General features: G+C 62.0%; 20 protein-coding genes. 16 read left to right on the forward strand and 4 right to left on the reverse strand.

Annotated elements, in window-relative coordinates:
• Positions 1-50 precede the first annotated feature (50 nt).
• The gene (gene argC / locus J2X54_RS21490) at positions 51-1088 is read left to right on the forward strand and encodes an N-acetyl-gamma-glutamyl-phosphate reductase (protein ID WP_070249299.1); all 1038 of its coding nucleotides are present in this window, start codon (positions 51-53) and stop codon (positions 1086-1088) included.
• 96 nt (positions 1089-1184) lie between these two features.
• Entirely contained in the window at positions 1185-1547 is a 363-nt protein-coding gene (gene erpA / locus J2X54_RS21495) for an iron-sulfur cluster insertion protein ErpA (protein ID WP_310183467.1), read from the forward strand.
• 93 nt (positions 1548-1640) lie between these two features.
• On the opposite strand, the gene J2X54_RS21500 is transcribed toward erpA, so the two are convergent.
• Positions 1641-2738, reverse strand: coding sequence for an anhydro-N-acetylmuramic acid kinase (locus J2X54_RS21500; protein ID WP_310183470.1), 1098 nt, complete (start codon positions 2736-2738; stop codon positions 1641-1643).
• 156 nt (positions 2739-2894) lie between these two features.
• Positions 2895-4289, reverse strand: a complete 1395-nt coding sequence (locus J2X54_RS21505) for a peptidoglycan DD-metalloendopeptidase family protein (protein ID WP_070249301.1) — start codon at positions 4287-4289, stop codon at positions 2895-2897.
• Between the two features lie 160 nt (positions 4290-4449).
• Here J2X54_RS21505 and tyrS point away from each other — a divergent pair, with 160 nt between their 5' ends.
• The 13 genes from tyrS (at position 4450) to J2X54_RS21565 (ending at position 14443) form a co-directional block, all read left to right on the forward strand.
• On the forward strand, positions 4450-5703 hold the full coding sequence (gene tyrS, locus J2X54_RS21510; RefSeq protein WP_070249302.1) for a tyrosine--tRNA ligase: 1254 nt from the start codon (positions 4450-4452) through the stop codon (positions 5701-5703).
• Positions 5700-6146 (forward strand): D-aminoacyl-tRNA deacylase, encoded by a 447-nt coding sequence (gene dtd / locus J2X54_RS21515; RefSeq protein ID WP_310183473.1) that lies wholly within the window; start codon positions 5700-5702, stop codon positions 6144-6146. The genes tyrS and dtd overlap by 4 nt, the downstream gene beginning before the upstream one ends.
• 11 nt (positions 6147-6157) lie before the next feature.
• Complete coding sequence (locus J2X54_RS21520; RefSeq protein ID WP_310183476.1) at positions 6158-6826, forward strand: YbhB/YbcL family Raf kinase inhibitor-like protein; 669 nt, start codon at positions 6158-6160, stop codon at positions 6824-6826.
• The gene (locus J2X54_RS21525; RefSeq protein WP_310183479.1) at positions 6823-7470 is read left to right on the forward strand and encodes a histidine phosphatase family protein; all 648 of its coding nucleotides are present in this window, start codon (positions 6823-6825) and stop codon (positions 7468-7470) included. Before J2X54_RS21520 ends, J2X54_RS21525 begins: the two co-directional genes overlap by 4 nt.
• A 70-nt stretch (positions 7471-7540) precedes the next feature.
• Positions 7541-8557: a tRNA dihydrouridine synthase DusB gene (gene dusB / locus J2X54_RS21530; RefSeq protein WP_310183481.1), complete on the forward strand. Its 1017-nt coding sequence runs from the start codon at positions 7541-7543 to the stop codon at positions 8555-8557.
• Positions 8558-8671: 114 nt separating this feature from the next.
• Complete coding sequence (locus J2X54_RS21535; protein WP_008445162.1) at positions 8672-8905, forward strand: helix-turn-helix domain-containing protein; 234 nt, start codon at positions 8672-8674, stop codon at positions 8903-8905.
• Between the two features lie 32 nt (positions 8906-8937).
• On the forward strand, positions 8938-9000 hold the full coding sequence (locus J2X54_RS25770; protein WP_371851795.1) for a hypothetical protein: 63 nt from the start codon (positions 8938-8940) through the stop codon (positions 8998-9000).
• Positions 8993-10588, forward strand: a complete 1596-nt coding sequence (gene purH / locus J2X54_RS21540; protein WP_310183518.1) for a bifunctional phosphoribosylaminoimidazolecarboxamide formyltransferase/IMP cyclohydrolase — start codon at positions 8993-8995, stop codon at positions 10586-10588. Before J2X54_RS25770 ends, purH begins: the two co-directional genes overlap by 8 nt.
• 191 nt (positions 10589-10779) lie before the next feature.
• Positions 10780-11352 carry a crossover junction endodeoxyribonuclease RuvC gene (gene ruvC, locus J2X54_RS21545; protein WP_310183521.1) on the forward strand — a complete coding sequence of 191 codons (573 nt, stop codon included), beginning with the start codon at positions 10780-10782 and terminating at the stop codon, positions 11350-11352.
• A gap of 29 nt (positions 11353-11381) precedes the next feature.
• Positions 11382-11963 carry a Holliday junction branch migration protein RuvA gene (gene ruvA, locus J2X54_RS21550; RefSeq protein WP_070249308.1) on the forward strand — a complete coding sequence of 194 codons (582 nt, stop codon included), beginning with the start codon at positions 11382-11384 and terminating at the stop codon, positions 11961-11963.
• 83 nt (positions 11964-12046) lie between these two features.
• The gene (locus J2X54_RS21555; RefSeq protein WP_070249309.1) at positions 12047-12754 is read left to right on the forward strand and encodes a phosphoribosyltransferase; all 708 of its coding nucleotides are present in this window, start codon (positions 12047-12049) and stop codon (positions 12752-12754) included.
• A gap of 172 nt (positions 12755-12926) precedes the next feature.
• Complete coding sequence (gene ruvB, locus J2X54_RS21560) at positions 12927-13985, forward strand: Holliday junction branch migration DNA helicase RuvB (protein ID WP_310183525.1); 1059 nt, start codon at positions 12927-12929, stop codon at positions 13983-13985.
• The gene (locus J2X54_RS21565) at positions 13985-14443 is read left to right on the forward strand and encodes a YaiI/YqxD family protein (RefSeq protein WP_070249311.1); all 459 of its coding nucleotides are present in this window, start codon (positions 13985-13987) and stop codon (positions 14441-14443) included. Before ruvB ends, J2X54_RS21565 begins: the two co-directional genes overlap by 1 nt.
• On the opposite strand, the gene J2X54_RS21570 is transcribed toward J2X54_RS21565, so the two are convergent.
• On the reverse strand, positions 14440-14817 hold the full coding sequence (locus J2X54_RS21570) for a YbaN family protein (RefSeq protein WP_070249312.1): 378 nt from the start codon (positions 14815-14817) through the stop codon (positions 14440-14442). The genes J2X54_RS21565 and J2X54_RS21570 overlap by 4 nt on opposite strands.
• Positions 14818-14918: 101 nt before the next feature.
• Between J2X54_RS21570 and J2X54_RS21575 the strand changes: the two genes are divergently transcribed.
• Positions 14919-15707: a ThuA domain-containing protein gene (locus tag J2X54_RS21575; protein ID WP_310183528.1), complete on the forward strand. Its 789-nt coding sequence runs from the start codon at positions 14919-14921 to the stop codon at positions 15705-15707.
• 128 nt (positions 15708-15835) lie between these two features.
• Here J2X54_RS21575 and J2X54_RS21580 read toward each other — a convergent pair whose 3' ends face one another.
• Complete coding sequence (locus J2X54_RS21580) at positions 15836-16294, reverse strand: DUF2147 domain-containing protein (RefSeq protein WP_070249314.1); 459 nt, start codon at positions 16292-16294, stop codon at positions 15836-15838.
• Positions 16295-16398: the final 104 nt, after the last annotated feature.

Raw genomic sequence — 16398 nt, forward strand, 5'->3', positions numbered from 1 at the left:
TCGAATATTTCTTCACGCATCTTCACGCATCATTACTCAAGGATTAGAACATGATCAAAGTTGGCATCGTCGGCGGCACCGGATACACCGGCGTGGAATTGCTGCGACTGTTGGCAGTCCACCCTGACGTGCAGTTGACGGCCATTACGTCGCGCAAGGAAGATGGTTTGCCGGTTGCCGATATGTTCCCTTCGCTGCGCGGCAGCGTCGATATCGCCTTCTCGTCGCCGGACAAGGCCGACCTGACCCAGTGCGACGTGGTGTTCTTCGCCACCCCGCACGGCGTGGCCATGGCCCAGGCGCCGGCGCTGCTCGCTGCCGGCGTCAAGGTGATCGACCTGGCGGCCGACTTCCGGATCAAGGACAAGGCCGTCTTCGAGAAGTGGTACAAGATCGAGCACACCTGCCCGGAACTGCTCGACGAAGCCGCCTACGGCCTGGCCGAACTGAACCGCGAAGCGATCCAGGGCGCGCGCCTGGTGGCCAACCCCGGCTGCTACCCGACCACCATGCAACTGGGCTACTACCCGCTGCTCAAGGCCGGCCTGATCGACGCTGGCGGCCTGATCGCCGACTGCAAGTCGGGCGTGTCCGGCGCCGGCCGCAAGGCCGAAATCGGCACCCTGTTCTCTGAGTCGAGCGACAACTTCAAGGCCTACGGCGTGGCCGGCCACCGCCACACGCCGGAAACCTCGGCCCAGCTGCAAAAGTTCACTGAAGACAAGGTCAGCCTGGTCTTCACGCCGCACCTGGTGCCGATGATCCGTGGCATGCACTCCACGCTGTACGGTCGCCTCACCAGAGATGTCACCAACGAGGAACTGCAAGCATTGTTCGAAGAGCAGTACAAGGACAGCCCGTTCGTCGACGTGATGCCATTCGGCTCGCACCCGGAAACCCGTTCCACCCGTGGCTCGAACATGCTGCGCCTGGCGCTGCATCGCCCGGACAACGGCAACACGGTGATCGTGCTGGTGGTGCAGGACAACCTGGTCAAGGGCGCATCGGGCCAGGCCGTGCAGTGCATGAACCTGATGTTTGGCTTTGAAGAAACGACCGGCCTGAAACAAATCGCGCTGTTGCCTTGATATGTTGGGTTCCGTCACCAAATCTGAGGGTGTCGGAGCAGGAAACCCGGTAGGGGTCTATAATGGCCGCTAATGTTTAACTCGTAGGAGTCCCAAATGAATGCTGTTGCTGAAAGCCTGGACGTGATCCCAGCTCCTATCGTGTTTACCGATAGCGCTGCCGAAAAAGTCGCCCAACTGATCGAGGAAGAGGGCAATCCCGACCTGAAATTGCGCGTATTCGTGCAGGGTGGCGGTTGCTCCGGCTTCCAGTACGGTTTCACGTTCGATGAAATCGTCAACGAAGACGACACCACCATGGTCAAGAACGGCGTCGAGCTGTTGATCGATTCGATGAGCTACCAGTACCTGGTCGGCGCGGAAATCGATTACAAGGACGACCTCGAAGGCGCCCAGTTCGTGATCAAGAACCCGTCGGCCACCTCGACCTGCGGTTGCGGTTCGTCGTTCTCGGTCTAAAACCTGCGTAAGCACGCGGCGCCTCGCGCCATGTAAAAAAAGGCGGTACAACCTCGGTTGTGCCGCCTTTTTTCATGCCTGAACCTAAAACCGTCAGCGCGGGTACAACGCCCCCAGCACCCGCTCTCCCAGTGCGCCCGTCACCGCTGGCAAATTCCCAGCCAGCCGCTCCGTGAGCCGATACCCGAGCCAGGCAAACGCCAGCGCCTCCACCCGGTTCGGCGCTACGCCCAGCGCCTGGGTGGACGCCACGACCACCTGCTTGCCCAGCGCCGCGCCCAGTTCGCTCATCAATACGCTGTTGTAGGCGCCGCCACCGCACACGTAGACGGCCTCGGCGCCTTCGCCGTGGGCGGCGATGGCCTGCGCCAGCGATAAGGCCGTAAAGCGCGTCAGCGTGCACTGCACGTCCTCGGGCGCGGCCTCGCGGTACACGGCCAGGCGCGCATCGAGCCAGTCGAGGTGGAACAGGTCGCGGCCCGTGCTTTTCGGCGGCGGCAGCGCCAGGTACGGCGTGCGCATCAGCTCATCGAGCAGCTCCGGCAGCACCGCGCCGCTGGCGGCCCAGGCGCCGTCGGCGTCGTATTCCCTGTCCTGGTGGCGGCCGATCCAGGCATCCATCAACACGTTGCCGGGGCCGGTATCGAAACCGGTCACGGCGCCATCGCCGCCCAGCACGCTGATATTGGCAATGCCGCCGATATTGGCCACCACGCGGGTGCTGCCGGCTTTGCCGAACAGCGCCTGGTGAAACGCCGGCACCAGCGGTGCGCCCTGGCCGCCGGCAGCCACGTCGCGGCTGCGGAAGTCGGCGATCACGTCGATGCCGCACAATTCTGCCAGCAGGGCAGGGTGGTTGACCTGGCGCGTAAAGCCCAGTTCGGGGCGGTGGCGGATGGTCTGGCCGTGCACGGCAACGGCTGCGATATCCTCGGCAGCGAGGTCTGCATCGACCAGCAGGGCTGCCACGCAGTCGGCATAGTGCTGCGCCAGTTGGATGGCGGCAGCGGCCTCGCGTTCGATCTCGTTGTCGCCTGGCGCTTGCAGCGCCATCAGTTCGGCGCGCAGCGCGGGCGGAAAAGCGATATAGGCGGCGCCGCGCGTGGTGATGTCGTCGCCCGAAAAGTCGGCCAGCGCACCGTCAACACCGTCGAGGCTGGTGCCCGACATCAAACCGATATACAGAGCCATGTGGCGTCCTCGTCGTTGTTTTTTGGGAAAAATGTATTTTGCCTGACCTTGCGTGTGGTGTCGCACGGAAGCGAACGCTGTCGAAGCGCATGATAATAAAAAAACAGGCCGATGCGGCGGCCTGTTTTTAGAGTGAAGATTTAAAGCGGGAAGTTGTTACTTGGCAGCCATGCGGGTGGTGCCACCGTTGAAGCCGGACTGGCCCGATTGCAGCAGGGCGATGCGGTGCGTCATGTCCGAAGCGTAGACCTTGAAACGCGACATTTCTGCAGCGGTCAACGGTGCCTGGGCTTGCACGTTCATCTTGTTCGGATCGCGGGCTTCGCCGCCCACACGGAATTCGTAGTGCAGGTGGGCGCCGGTGGACCAGCCAGTGTTGCCCACGTAGCCGATGATGTCGCCCTGGCTTACTTTGCCCCCCTTTTTGATGCCCGAACCGAAACGGCTCATGTGGGCATAGGCGGTGCTGTAGTTATTCCAGTGCTTGATGGTGACCAGGTTGCCGTAACCGTTCTGGGTGCCGGCAAATTCGATGGTGCCATCGCCAGCAGCGCGGATCGGCGTGCCGATCGGCGCCGGGAAATCGATGCCCTTGTGGGCTTTCCACTGGCCCGATACCGGGTGCACGCGCATCGAGAAGCCCGACGAAATGCGGGTGAACTCCACCGGCGACTTCAGGAACGCCTTTTTCAGCGACTTGCCGTCGAAGCTGTAGTAACCGCCGCCTTGCTTGCTTTGCGGATCTTCGTACCACACCGACTGGTAGGTCGTGCCACGGTTGGTGAATTCGCCAGCCAGGATGCGGCCTGCCTTGACGAATTCGCCGTCTTGCCAGAAGGTCTCGTACACAACATTAAAACGGTCGCCACGTTTCACATCGCCGCGGAAGTCGATGTTGGTGGAGAACATTTCAATGATCTGCTTGACGATCGCGTCGGGCAGCTTGGCGCCATCCTTGTCCGAATCGGTGGCCGCGTACAGGTTGCTCGAGATGGTGCGCGCGTGCATTTCCACGCGGCGTTCCAGCTTCGCAGCTTCTTCCTGTGCAACAAAACTGTCGCCCTTGCGGGTAACCGTGATGTTTTTCACTGGCATGTCCTTGCCGTCAACCACCGTCGCCCGCAGCCATTGCAGATTGCCGATTTCATCGGTTTGCGCTTGTACGCGCTTGCCGGTTTTCAGCTGCATGACGCCTTTGGCGATCTTGTCCTTCTTGATGAAGGACTCGGCATCGTTGTCGTCCACGCCAAGGCGGGTCAACAGCGTGGCCAGCGTATCGCCGGAGCGTACGCGTTCTTCATGGACGAACTGTTCGGTGGAGGATTGCTGCTCGAGTGCGGAAATCTGCTTGCCGAGATCCGGCATCGCAACGGTTTCCTGAATCGAGGTCACTGGCAAATCAGACGCGTCGGGAGCAAGCGGCGCTACTGCGGCAGCGCCAAAAGCACAGACTGTGAGGGCAAAAGCCGAAGCGGAAATGATGCGCTTCTTCGGCGTGGAACCGACCAGTTTATATAAGCGTGAGCTCGTGAATTTATGTATTTGGTTCATGCAATCAGTTAGAATTTACCGCTTGAACTATTCAGGAACGTTTATTTTCTTCTAATTCTAATCGTTGTTCGTTTTCGTAGAGCAAGATTGATGGGATCACGGATTATAACAAAGTCCTGGCAACTGCTACCTTTTTCTGAAAAAAAACCTCTCAAAAGTTATGACTACCTCTTCTTCGACGCCGCCGGTTCCCTCAAAAGCTCTGCCATTGAGCGACAATGTACAGGAGGCACTCGCGATCACCAAGCGCGGTGTCGACGAGTTGCTGATCGAAACCGAATTCGCCCAAAAACTGGCCCGCTCCGAGCAATCGGGCGTGCCGCTGCGCATCAAGCTGGGCCTCGATCCCACCGCGCCCGACCTGCACCTGGGCCATACCGTGGTGCTCAACAAGATGCGCCAGCTGCAAGACCTGGGCCACCAGGTGATCTTCCTGATCGGCGACTTCACCTCGATGATCGGCGACCCGTCCGGCCGCAACGCCACCCGTCCACCGCTGACCAAGGAACAGGTCGAGCAAAACGCCATGACCTACTTCAAGCAGGCCTCGCTGGTACTGGACGCCGCCAAGACCGAAATCCGCTACAACTCCGAATGGTGCGACCCGCTGGGCGCGCGCGGCCTGATCCAGCTGGCCTCGCGCTACACGGTGGCGCGCATGATGGAGCGCGACGACTTTACCAAGCGTTTCAAGAGTGGGACACCGATTGCGGTCCACGAGTTCCTGTATCCCCTGATGCAGGGTTACGATTCGGTCGCGCTCAAGGCCGACCTGGAGCTGGGCGGCACCGACCAGAAGTTCAACCTGCTGGTGGGCCGCGAACTGCAAAAAGACTACGCGCAAGAGCCGCAATGCATTTTGACCATGCCGCTGCTCGAAGGTTTGGACGGCGTGGAAAAAATGTCTAAGTCGAAGAACAACTACATCGGCATCACCGAGCCGGGCAACACCATGTTCGCCAAGATCATGAGCGTTTCCGACGAGATGATGTGGAAATACTATGATTTGCTGTCGTTCCGCTCGATCGCCGACATCGCCGCCCTGAAAGCGACCGTGGCCGGCGGCGCCAACCCGCGCGACGCCAAGGTGGCGATTGCCCAGGAAATCGTGGCCCGGTTCCACTCGCAGGCCGCTGCCGAAGAAGCGCTGAACGACTTCGTCAACCGCTCCAAGGGTGGCATTCCCGACGACGTGCCCGACGTGGCGCTCACCGGCGCACCGCTGGGCCTGCCGCAACTGCTCAAGCAGGCCGGCCTGTGCCCGTCGACGTCGGAAGCGATGCGCATGGTCGACCAGGGCGGCGTGCGCCTCGACGGCACCGTGCTCAGCGACAAAGCGCTGAAGGTCGAAGCCGGCACCTTCGTGCTGCAAGTGGGCAAGCGCAAGTTCGCCCGCGTCACGCTGACAGCATGATCGCGCTGCTGCAACGGGTCAGTAGCGCCAGCGTGGTGGTCGATGGCGCCAACATCGGCGCCATCGAGGCCGGCCTGATGGTGCTGGTGTGCGCCGAGCGCGGCGACACAGAAAAGGAAGCCGACATCTTGCTGGCCAAGCTGCTCGGCTACCGCGTGTTCGGCGACGATGCCGGCAAAATGAACCGCAGCGTCGCCGATGTCGCTGGCGGTCTGCTGCTGGTGCCGCAATTTACGCTGGCAGCGGACACCCGCTCCGGTACCCGACCGTCGTTGACGCCGGCTGCCGCACCAGCGGACGGCTTGCGTTTGTTTAGCCATTTCGTGGCCCAGGCCAAACTGAAACACCCGGTCGTGCAAACCGGCCAGTTCGGCGCCGACATGAAGGTGACGCTCACCAACGATGGACCGGTGACGTTCTGGTTGCAAGTCAATCCAAAGTAAAGGACGTGGCAATGAAGCTGGTGAGTGACAATGTGCGTAACGGCCGTCCCTTGCCGGCCGAGTTCGCGCTGGGCGTGCTGGACCAGGACGGCAAGGTGGTGCTATCAAGCAACCGCAACCCGCACCTGGCGTGGACCGACGTGCCGGCCGGGACCGAATCATTGGTACTGCTGTGCATCGATGGCGATGCGCCGGTCGATGCCTCCAATGCCAACCGCGCCGATGTGCCGGTAGCGGCCGTCGAGGCGCGCGGCGACTTTTTCCACTGGAGCCTGGTCGATCTCCCGCCGTCGCGCGGCGAACTGCCGGCTGGCGCGCTAGCGAACGGCGTAACGCCCCACGGCAAGCCGGGACCGGAAGTGATGCTGGACGACCTGGCGCTGCGCCAGGGCCTCAACGATTACACGGGCTGGTTCGCGCATGACCCGGCCATGGCTGGCGACTACCACGGCTACGACGGCCCGTATCCGCCCTGGAACGACGAGCGCGTGCACCATTACATCTTTCGCCTGTACGCGCTCGACGTGCCGCGCCTGGACTTGCCTGCGCGCTTCACCTGCGCCGACGTGTTAAATGCCATCCATGGCCACATCATCGACGAAGCCCAGCTGATCGCCACCTATACCCTCAATCCCGCCCTGGCGCCCAAGGCCGCCAAGGGCAAACCGAAGACTGCATGAACACTACCAAGATAGTACTGATACGCCATGGCGAGACGGCGTGGAACGCCGTGCGTCGCCTGCAAGGCCACATCGACATTCCACTCAACGCCGAAGGAGAGCGCCAGGCCCGCGCCCTGGCCGACGCGCTGGCAGGTGAGGGGCTGGACCTGGTCGTCTCGAGCGACTTGCAACGGGCGCTGCAAACCGCCCAGGCCGTGGCCGTGCACTACGACCACGCCACCGTGCACACCGACGCCGCCCTGCGCGAACGCGGCTACGGCGTTTTCGAAGGCATGTTGTACAGCGAGATCGAGCAGCAATACCCGCACGATTTCGTGCTGTGGCAGGCGCGCGATATCGACGCCGTGATGCCGGCGGGCGACCGCGTGGCCGAAAGTTTCCGCCAGTTCTACGAGCGCGCCATCGGTGCCATCGGCCGCTGGGCGGTTGAGCATCGGGGCAAGACGATTGCCATCGTGGCCCATGGCGGCGTGCTCGAATGCGCGTACCGCGAGGCGGTGGGCATGCAACTGGACAGTCCGCGCGACTTCCAGGTCAAGAACGCCAGCATCAACCGTTTTCACTATGCCGATGGCAAGCTGGCGCTCGACAGCTGGGGTGACGTTGCCCACTTGGCAATAGCACTCGACGACATAGTCTAAATAGTGCTTATTATTTGAGCAGACCTTGGGGTAAAATAGAAGGTTCCTCCTTTCCAACCAGGTAACTTCTGTGCAAATCGGCCCCCACCTGCTGCGTAACAACGTATTTGTCGCCCCCATGGCGGGAGTGACCGATCGGCCGTTCCGCCAACTGTGCAAGCAGCTGGGAGCGGGCTACGCGGTGTCCGAGATGGCGGCGTCCAATCCGCGCCTGTGGGCCACCGAAAAAAGCTCGCGCCGTACCGACCACGCCGGTGAAATGGAGCCAAAAGCGGTGCAAATTGCCGGCGCCGATCCGCAAGACCTGGCCGACTGCGCGCGCTTCAACGTCGAGCGCGGCGCCCAGATCATCGACATCAACATGGGTTGCCCGGTCAAGAAGGTGTGCAACAACTGGTGCGGTTCGGCCTTGCTGCAAAACGTGCCGCTGGTGCGCGAGATCCTCGCTGCCGTGGTCGGCGCGGTGGACGTGCCGGTCACGCTGAAATTCCGTACCGGCTGGAACCGCGAAAACAAGAACGCCCTGCAAATTGCCCGCATTGCGGAAGACGCCGGCATCGCCATGCTGACCCTGCACGGCCGCACCCGCACCGACGGTTACACCGGCGACGCCGAGTACGACACCATTGCCGCCGTCAAGCAGTCGGTATTGATCCCGGTGGTGGCCAACGGCGACATCACCACGCCCGAAAAAGCCAAGTTCGTGCTCGACTACACCGGTGCGGACGCGGTGATGGTGGGGCGTGCAGCGCAGGGCCGACCGTGGATCTTCCGCGAGATCGACCATTTCCTGCAAACCGGCACGCACTTGCCGGCGCCTTACATTGCCGAGGTGCGCGCGCTGATGGACGAACACCTGCGCGCCCACTACGGTTTTTACGGTGACTACCTGGGCGTGCGCACCGCGCGCAGGCACATCGGCTGGTACGTGCGCGACCTGCCCGGTGGCGAGGAATTCCGGCAACGGATGAACTTGCTGGAATCGACCGAGACGCAGCTCGACGCGGTGGACCAGTTCTTCGAATCTCAGCGACAGTGGGGCGAGCGGTTACAATACCGCCTCTCCGAAGATTTGCAGGCCGCTTAGCCCATCGCAAACAGCCAGCGCAGCATCAAAAAAGTCATATCAAAAGGGTAAGCGTCCGGGCCACAAGCCTGGTGGCGATTTACCAGCTTCAACAGATTATTGAGAACGTACAAAATGAGCAAAGAAAGTATCCAGGAAGTAGTGCAGAAAAGCCTTGAAGACTACTTCAACGACCTGGGCGAGCAGCAGGCGTCGAATATCTACGACATGGTCGTGCTGACCGTCGAGAAGCCGATACTGGAAGTGGTCATGACGCGCGCTGACGGCAACCAGTCGCACGCGGCGCAGATGCTGGGCATCAACCGCAATACTTTGCGCAAGAAATTGCAAGAGCACGGCCTGCTGTAACGGCCTGCGTTTTCCGGCGTGGACGGCTGGGAATCGGCCGTTGTGCCGACTGTTCCCACCTTTATTACCCACCTAGCCTTCACAGCCATGATTAAATCAGCTCTCATCTCCGTTTCCGACAAAACCGGTGTGCTGGACTTCGCCCGCGCGTTGTCCGCCATGGGCGTTCAGCTCCTGTCCACCGGCGGCACTGCCAAAATGCTGGCCGACAACGGCCTGGCCGTGACCGAAGTGGCCGACTACACCGGTTTCCCGGAAATGCTCGATGGCCGCGTCAAGACCCTGCACCCGAAAGTACACGGCGGCATCCTGGCCCGTCGCGATTTTCCGGAGCACATGGCCAAGTTGGCCGAACACGGCATTCCGACCATCGACATGGTGGTGGTTAACCTGTACCCGTTCCAGGCCACGGTCGCCAAGGATGACTGTTCGCTCGACGACGCCATCGAAAACATCGACATCGGCGGCCCGGCCATGCTGCGCTCGTCGGCCAAGAACCACAAGGACGTGGTCGTGATCTGCGATCCGGCCGACTACGGCGTGGTGCTGGCGGAAATGAAAACCACCGACAACACTCCCGGTTTCGTCAGCTACGAAACCCGCTTCCGCCTGGCCACCAAGGTCTACGCCCACACTGCCCAGTACGACGGCGCCATCGCCAACTACCTGACCAGCCTGGGCCCGGACCGCGCCCACGCTACCCGTGGCGCGTATCCGAAGAACCTGAACGTGGCGTTTGAAAAAGTGCAGGACATGCGTTACGGCGAAAATCCGCACCAGTCGGCCGCGTTCTACCGCGACGTGGTGGCAACGCCAGGCGCGCTGGCCAATTACCGCCAGCTGCAAGGCAAGGAACTGTCGTTCAACAATATCGCGGACGCCGATGCGGCGTGGGAATGCGTGAAGAGCATGGGTGGCTTCGACCAGAGCGCTGCCTGCGTGATCGTCAAGCACGCCAACCCGTGCGGCGTGGCGCTCGGTAGCGATGCTGCCGACGCTTACAAGCGCGCGCTGCAAACCGACCCGACCTCGGCGTTTGGCGGCATCATCGCTTTCAACGTGGAAGTCGATGCGGCCGCTGCCGTGGAACTGGCCAAGCTGTTCGTCGAAGTGCTGATCGCGCCGACCTTCTCGGCCGAAGCCAAGCAAATCCTGTCGGCCAAGCAGAACGTGCGGCTGCTGGAAATTCCTTTGGATGCAGCCAATGCGGGCGTCAACGCGATGGACTTCAAGCGCGTCGGTGGCGGCTTGCTGGTGCAGTCGGCCGATGCGAAAAACGTGCTGGTGTCGGACCTGAAAGTGGTCTCGAAGCTGCAGCCAACCCCGCAGCAATTGCAGGACATGATGTTTGCCTGGCGCGTGGCCAAGTACGTCAAATCGAACGCCATCGTCTTCTGCGGCAACAACATGACGCTGGGCGTGGGCGCCGGCCAGATGAGCCGCATCGACTCGGCCCGCATCGCCTCGATCAAGGCGCAAAACGCCGGCCTGTCGCTCGCCGGTTCGGTGGTGGCGTCGGACGCGTTCTTCCCGTTCCGCGATGGTCTCGACGTGGTGGTCGATGCCGGCGCGACCTGCGTGATTCACCCGGGCGGTTCGATGCGTGACCAGGAGGTGATTGATGCTGCTGACGAACGCGGCGTGGTGATGGTCTATACCGGCACCCGTCATTTCCGCCACTGATCGGCTGTCGTAAACCGCGCGCAGCGTCGTTGCGCCGGTTCGCCGTGCTCACGCACTGTCTTCACCGGCGCGCCTCGCTGCACACGGTTTGCGACAGCCTCTGATGTTGCTACTGCTTTTTCGTCATTCCTGCATTCGCAGGAATGACTCACCATCGCGCTTTTCGCCGTTTGCCATAGTACAATCCCCGCATGATTATTCTCGGCATCGACCCCGGCCTGCGCACCACCGGCTTTGGCGTCATCCACAAGCAGGGCGCCAAGTTGCGCTACATCGCTTCCGGCACCATCAAGAGCGGCGAGGGCAACTTGCCCACGCGTCTCAAGGTGATCCTGGACGGCGTGGCTGAAGTCGCGCGCATTTACCAGCCCGAGTGCTCGGCCATCGAGCAGGTGTTCGTCAACGTCAATCCGCAATCGACCCTGCTGCTGGGCCAGGCGCGGGGGGCGGCGATTTGCGCGCTGGTGTCGGCCAACCTGGCGGTGGCCGAATATTCGCCCACCCAGATCAAGCAGGCAGTCGTGGGCACCGGCCGCGCCGTCAAGTCGCAGGTGCAGGACATGGTGGCGCGCCTGCTGTCGCTGCCCGGCCTGCCCGGCACCGATGCTGCCGATGCGCTCGGCATCGCCATCTGCCACGCCCACAGCCGTGAAACGCTGACCCTGATCGCCAGCGCCGGCATCAAGACCACCACGGCAGGTGCTACCGCGCCTGGTGGCCCGCTGGCCGGCCTGCGCATGAAGCGCGGCCGCCTGGTCGGTTAATCCACACAAACTCACAAGGTCTCCACACGATGATCGGTCGTCTCTCCGGTATTTTGCTCGAAAAAAATCCGCCGCAATTGCTGGTCGATTGCGGCGGCGTCGGCTACGAAGTCGATGTCTCGATGAGCACGTTTTATAACCTGCCCAACGTCGGCGAAAAGGTGGTGCTGTTTACCCACCAGGCCATCCGCGAAGACGCCCATCTGCTGTTCGGCTTCGGCCATGCCGACGAGCGCGCCGTGTTTCGCCTGCTTATCAAGATCAGCGGCGTCGGTGCGCGCACGGCGCTGTCGATCCTGTCCGGCATGTCGATCGCCGACCTGGCGCAGGCGGTCACGCTGCAGGAATCGGGCCGCCTGATCAAGGTGCCCGGCATCGGCAAGAAAACCGCCGAGCGCCTGCTGCTCGAACTCAAGGGCAAGCTGGGCCCGGACCTGGGCAGCGCAGGCGGCGCGCCCTCGGTGCCCGACGCGCAATCGGACATCCTCAACGCGCTGCTGGCGCTGGGCTACTCCGACAAGGAAGCGCTGCTGGCGCTCAAGACCGTCCCGGCTGGTGCCGGTGTGTCGGATGGTATCAAGCAGGCGTTGAAAGCGTTGTCGAAGGGGTGACATAGCTCAAATGTGCATGCTTGTCGGTGCTGGAGCCGCAGCCTACGCTCGAAGGTTGTTAGTGAGCCTGGGTGGAGGGCTGCATGGACAAGCCGACACGTTATCCCTGGGGCGGTTTTCCCGATGTGCTGATGCACGCGCCCGAATTGTTCGTCAAAAAGCATCGCGCTTATGCGGCAGCCAAGGCAGGCAATTTGGCCGCAGCGGTGGAACTGGTGCTGGAGGCGCTATCGTTACAAGTGCTGGAACAGCTATGGCGCTTGTTTGACCACCATCATCCAGCACTCGCCAGCGTTCATGCGGAAGAAGCGCAAGGCACGAATGCCATCGGCGAAGCGATGGCCACCGTCATCGCCACCAAGCTCAATTGGCGTTATGAGCGCGAGGTCATCCAGATCAACAAGGTCAGCCATACCGGCGCGAGCGGATTCGCCCGGCTGCGCGGGCAGGCACTTTTCGGTGGCAGCGCTCGATCTGGCCTACACTACGTGTTGGTGGACGACTTTATCGGTCAGGGCGGCACGTTGGCCAACTTGCGCGGCCACATGATGGCGCAGGGCGCGCATGTGATAGGCGCGACCGTTCTGACAGGTAAGGACTATTCTGCGCGTCTGACGCCTGCCCGGGGGCAGATTGATGAGTTAAGGAGAAAACATGGCCACATCGAAAACTGGTGGTATCGACGTTTTGGATTCGGTTTCGACTGCCTTACCGCCTCCGAAGCCCGATATCTCTGCCGAACTCCAACGAGCGAAAGAATCATTACGAACCTGGAAGCGGCTGATAGCTGAAGGCAAGGTAGAATCGCTGGTTGTGCAGCTGCCTGCTTCGCCCGATACGGATCAACCGAATCAACCGGTACGCATGCTGTCACCGCTAGAGCAGGAGCAATTACGCGCCACCAAGAAAGCGGCAGGCGCGTACGTCGAGCGCATATTAAATACCACCCCAACCAAGTAACGAATGAGCATCCAGACCGACAGCTTCACCGAACAGCGCATTATCGACGCGGCGCCCACGTCGCCCAACGAAGAGGCCATCGAACGGGCCTTGCGTCCCAAGCTCCTCGATGAATACGTCGGGCAGTCCAAGATCCGCGACCAGCTCGAGATCTTTATCGCTGCCGCGCGCAACCGCAACGAGGCGCTCGATCACACGTTGCTGTTCGGCCCGCCCGGTCTCGGTAAAACCACGTTGGCCAACATCATTGCGCGCGAGATGGGCGTGAACCTGCGCCAGACCTCGGGCCCGGTGCTCGAGCGTCCCGGCGACCTGGCGGCCATACTCACCAACCTCGAAGCCAACGACGTGCTGTTCATCGACGAGATCCACCGCCTGTCGCCGGTGGTCGAAGAAATTCTGTACCCGGCGCTCGAGGACTACCAGATCGACATCATGATCGGCGAGGGCCCGGCCGCGCGCTCGGTCAAGCTCGACCTGCAGCCGTTCACGCTGGTCGGCGCCACCACCCGCGCCGGCATGCTGACCAACCCGCTGCGCGACCGTTTCGGCATCGTGGCCCGCCTCGAGTTCTACAATACCGAGGAACTGACCAAGATCGTCACCCGCAGTGCGGCACTGCTCAAGGCCAATATCCACCCCGACGGCGCGGTGGAAATTGCCCGCCGCGCCCGTGGCACGCCGCGTATCGCCAACCGCCTGCTGCGCCGGGTGCGCGATTACGCTGAAGTCAAAAGCAATGGCGACATCACCAAGGCCACGGCCGACGCCGCACTGGTCATGCTCGACGTCGATACCGTCGGCTTCGACGTCATGGACCGCAAGCTGCTCGAAGCGGTGCTGTTCAAGTTCGGTGGCGGCCCGGTGGGCGTCGGCAACCTGGCTGCGGCCATCGGCGAAGCGGCCGACACCATCGAGGACGTGCTTGAACCGTATTTGATCCAGCAGGGCTTTTTGCAGCGCACGCCGCGCGGGCGGGTGGCCACGCCTGCCGCGTACCGCCACTTTGGCGTGACGCCCCCGCGCACCAGCCCCAACGGCGAACTGTGGACGGACCTGTGATGCAGATCTGGGTCGATGCCGATGCCTGCCCGGCCGTGGTCAAGGACATCCTGTACCGCGTGGCCGACCGCATGCAGTTGCAGGTCACGCTGGTGGCCAACCAGTTACTGCGGGTGCCACCGTCGCGGTTCATCCGCTCGGTGCAAGTGCCGTCCGGCGCCGACGTGGCCGACCAGGAAATCGTGCGCCTCCTGGCGCCCGGCGACCTGGTGGTGACCGGCGACATTCCACTGGCGTCAGACGTGTTGAAGAAGGGCGGTTATGCGCTGAATCCGCGCGGCGAGTTCTACACCAACGACAATATCGCCCAGATGCTGACCATGCGCGCCTTCATGGACGAGCTGCGCGGCAGCGGCGTCGATACCGGCGGCCCGGCCGCGTTCAGCCAGAGCGACCGCCAGAGCTTTGCCAACAGCCTGGATCGGCACTTGCGCAAGCACGCCACGCCGTCGGCTTAGCCAGGCTTTTTGGGCACCATGGTCGGCACGAAGCGCGTCAGATAAATCGTCACACCGGCGCCGATCACCACCAGCAGCACTTGCAGTGCCGGCAGGTGCTGCAGGCGCCACAGCGAATACCCCATCGAGCACCACATGAAGATCAGCACCCAGACCTTGGCGCGCAGCGGCATGCCGTGGCCGTTTTCGTAGTCGCGCAGGTATTTGCCGAACACGCGGTTGGTTTGCAGCCAGTTGTGCATGCGCGAGGAACCGCGTGCGAAGCAGGCGGACGCGAGCAGCAGGAACGGCGTGGTGGGCAGCAACGGCAGGAAGATGCCCAGCACGCCCAGCGCCACGGCGATCCATCCCACCAGGATCAGAAATATTTTCATCGTCGCGAATCGTAACACCTGTATCACTTGCGCAGAGAAAACGGGTATATTGGACGGTCCGATGTTAGCGCTAACTAAGTAAAAAATTCACGGAGACAACCATGCGAAAAATCCTGCAGGCCCTCATGTCCATTTTGGCCATCGCCGCCTTGCTGCTGGCCGCGCCCAGCCGCGCCGACAACCAGTACAAGATCCTGGTGTTCGCCATGCCCGGCAAATACCATTACGAATACATCCCGATCGCCCGCGACAGCCTGGAAAAACTGGGCAAGCTGCACTCGTTCGAGGTGGTGTACACGCATCGTCCCGAGCTGTTCGATGGCGACTTGAAGCAATACGCCACCATCGTGTTCCTCAACACGCCCGGGGAAGAGCTCAGCGAAGCGCGCCGTAAAAAATTCGAGGACTATATGCGCAGCGGCGGCAACGCCATGCTGGTGCACCGCTCGTTGATCATTGCGCCCAACACCTGGCCATGGTTCGAGAAGCTGATCGGTCGCCGGGTGGGCAACCACCCGATGCTGCAAACCGGCGTGGCCTACGTGGTCGATAAAAAGTTTCCGGCCACGTTCGGCATACCCGAGCGCTGGATCTGGAGCGACGAGTGGTACATCTTCGACAATCCGCACAATATCGCGATCCACCCGGTACTGAACGTCGATGAAAGCACCTACGACCCGACCAAAATCTGGCCCGGCCAGACCACCCAGGGCATGGGCCGCGACCACCCGGTAGCTTGGTATCACACGCTGGAAGGTGCCCAACAAGGCGGCCGGGTATTCGTCACCGCGCTGGGCCACAACGGCGAGATGTACCGCGACCCGCAATACCTGGCGCACCTGCTGGGCGGCATTTACTGGACCGCCACCGGCAAGGGCATCGCGCCATAACTATTGCGCCACCAGCTCCACCTGCCGGTTGAGCGCGCGGCCCGGTTCGGCGTGGTTGCTGGCCACCGGCGCGTAGTTGGCGCTGCCGTGCGCCAGCAGGCGCATCGAAGGTCCGCCTGCAGCCTGCGTTAGTCCTGCCGCACCCAGGTCTGCGAGCGGCCCAGCATCGGCGTGCCGATGTAGCCGCGCACGCTCAGTTTCTTGCCGCCGTCGGTCAGGTGCATCTTGCTCTTGTAGGTTTTGCCCTTGGCCGGGTCGAGAATTTCGCCGCCCGTGTATTCGTCGCCGTCTTTCTTCAGTCCGGTGAGGATCACCATGCCGGTGATCGGCTGGTCCTTCTTGGCGCCTTCGCATTTTACGCACAGCGGATTCTGGTCTTCGCCGGCGTCGCGGTACAGTTTTTCGATCTGGCCTTGCAGCACGCCGTTGGTGTCGGTGATGCGGATCAGCGCCTTGGGCTTGTTGGTTTCGTCGTCGATGTTTTGCCACAGTCCCACCGGCGAGGCCAGGTCGGCGGCGTGGGCAAGCGGGGCTGCAAAAGCGAACAGGGCGGTAGCGGCGGCAGCGGTGGCGGCAAGCAGTTTCATGATCGGTCTCCAATGGTTGTTGTGCAACCATTATACGAACTGTGCTGCGCAACAGGGCTGCGGCGCGCTGGATTAGAGGATGACATCGAAACGCTGCACCACGG

Origin of the sequence: Duganella sp. 3397 (genome assembly GCF_031456625.1) — a bacterium.
GTDB classification, from domain to species: domain Bacteria; phylum Pseudomonadota; class Gammaproteobacteria; order Burkholderiales; family Burkholderiaceae_D; genus Rugamonas; species Rugamonas phyllosphaerae.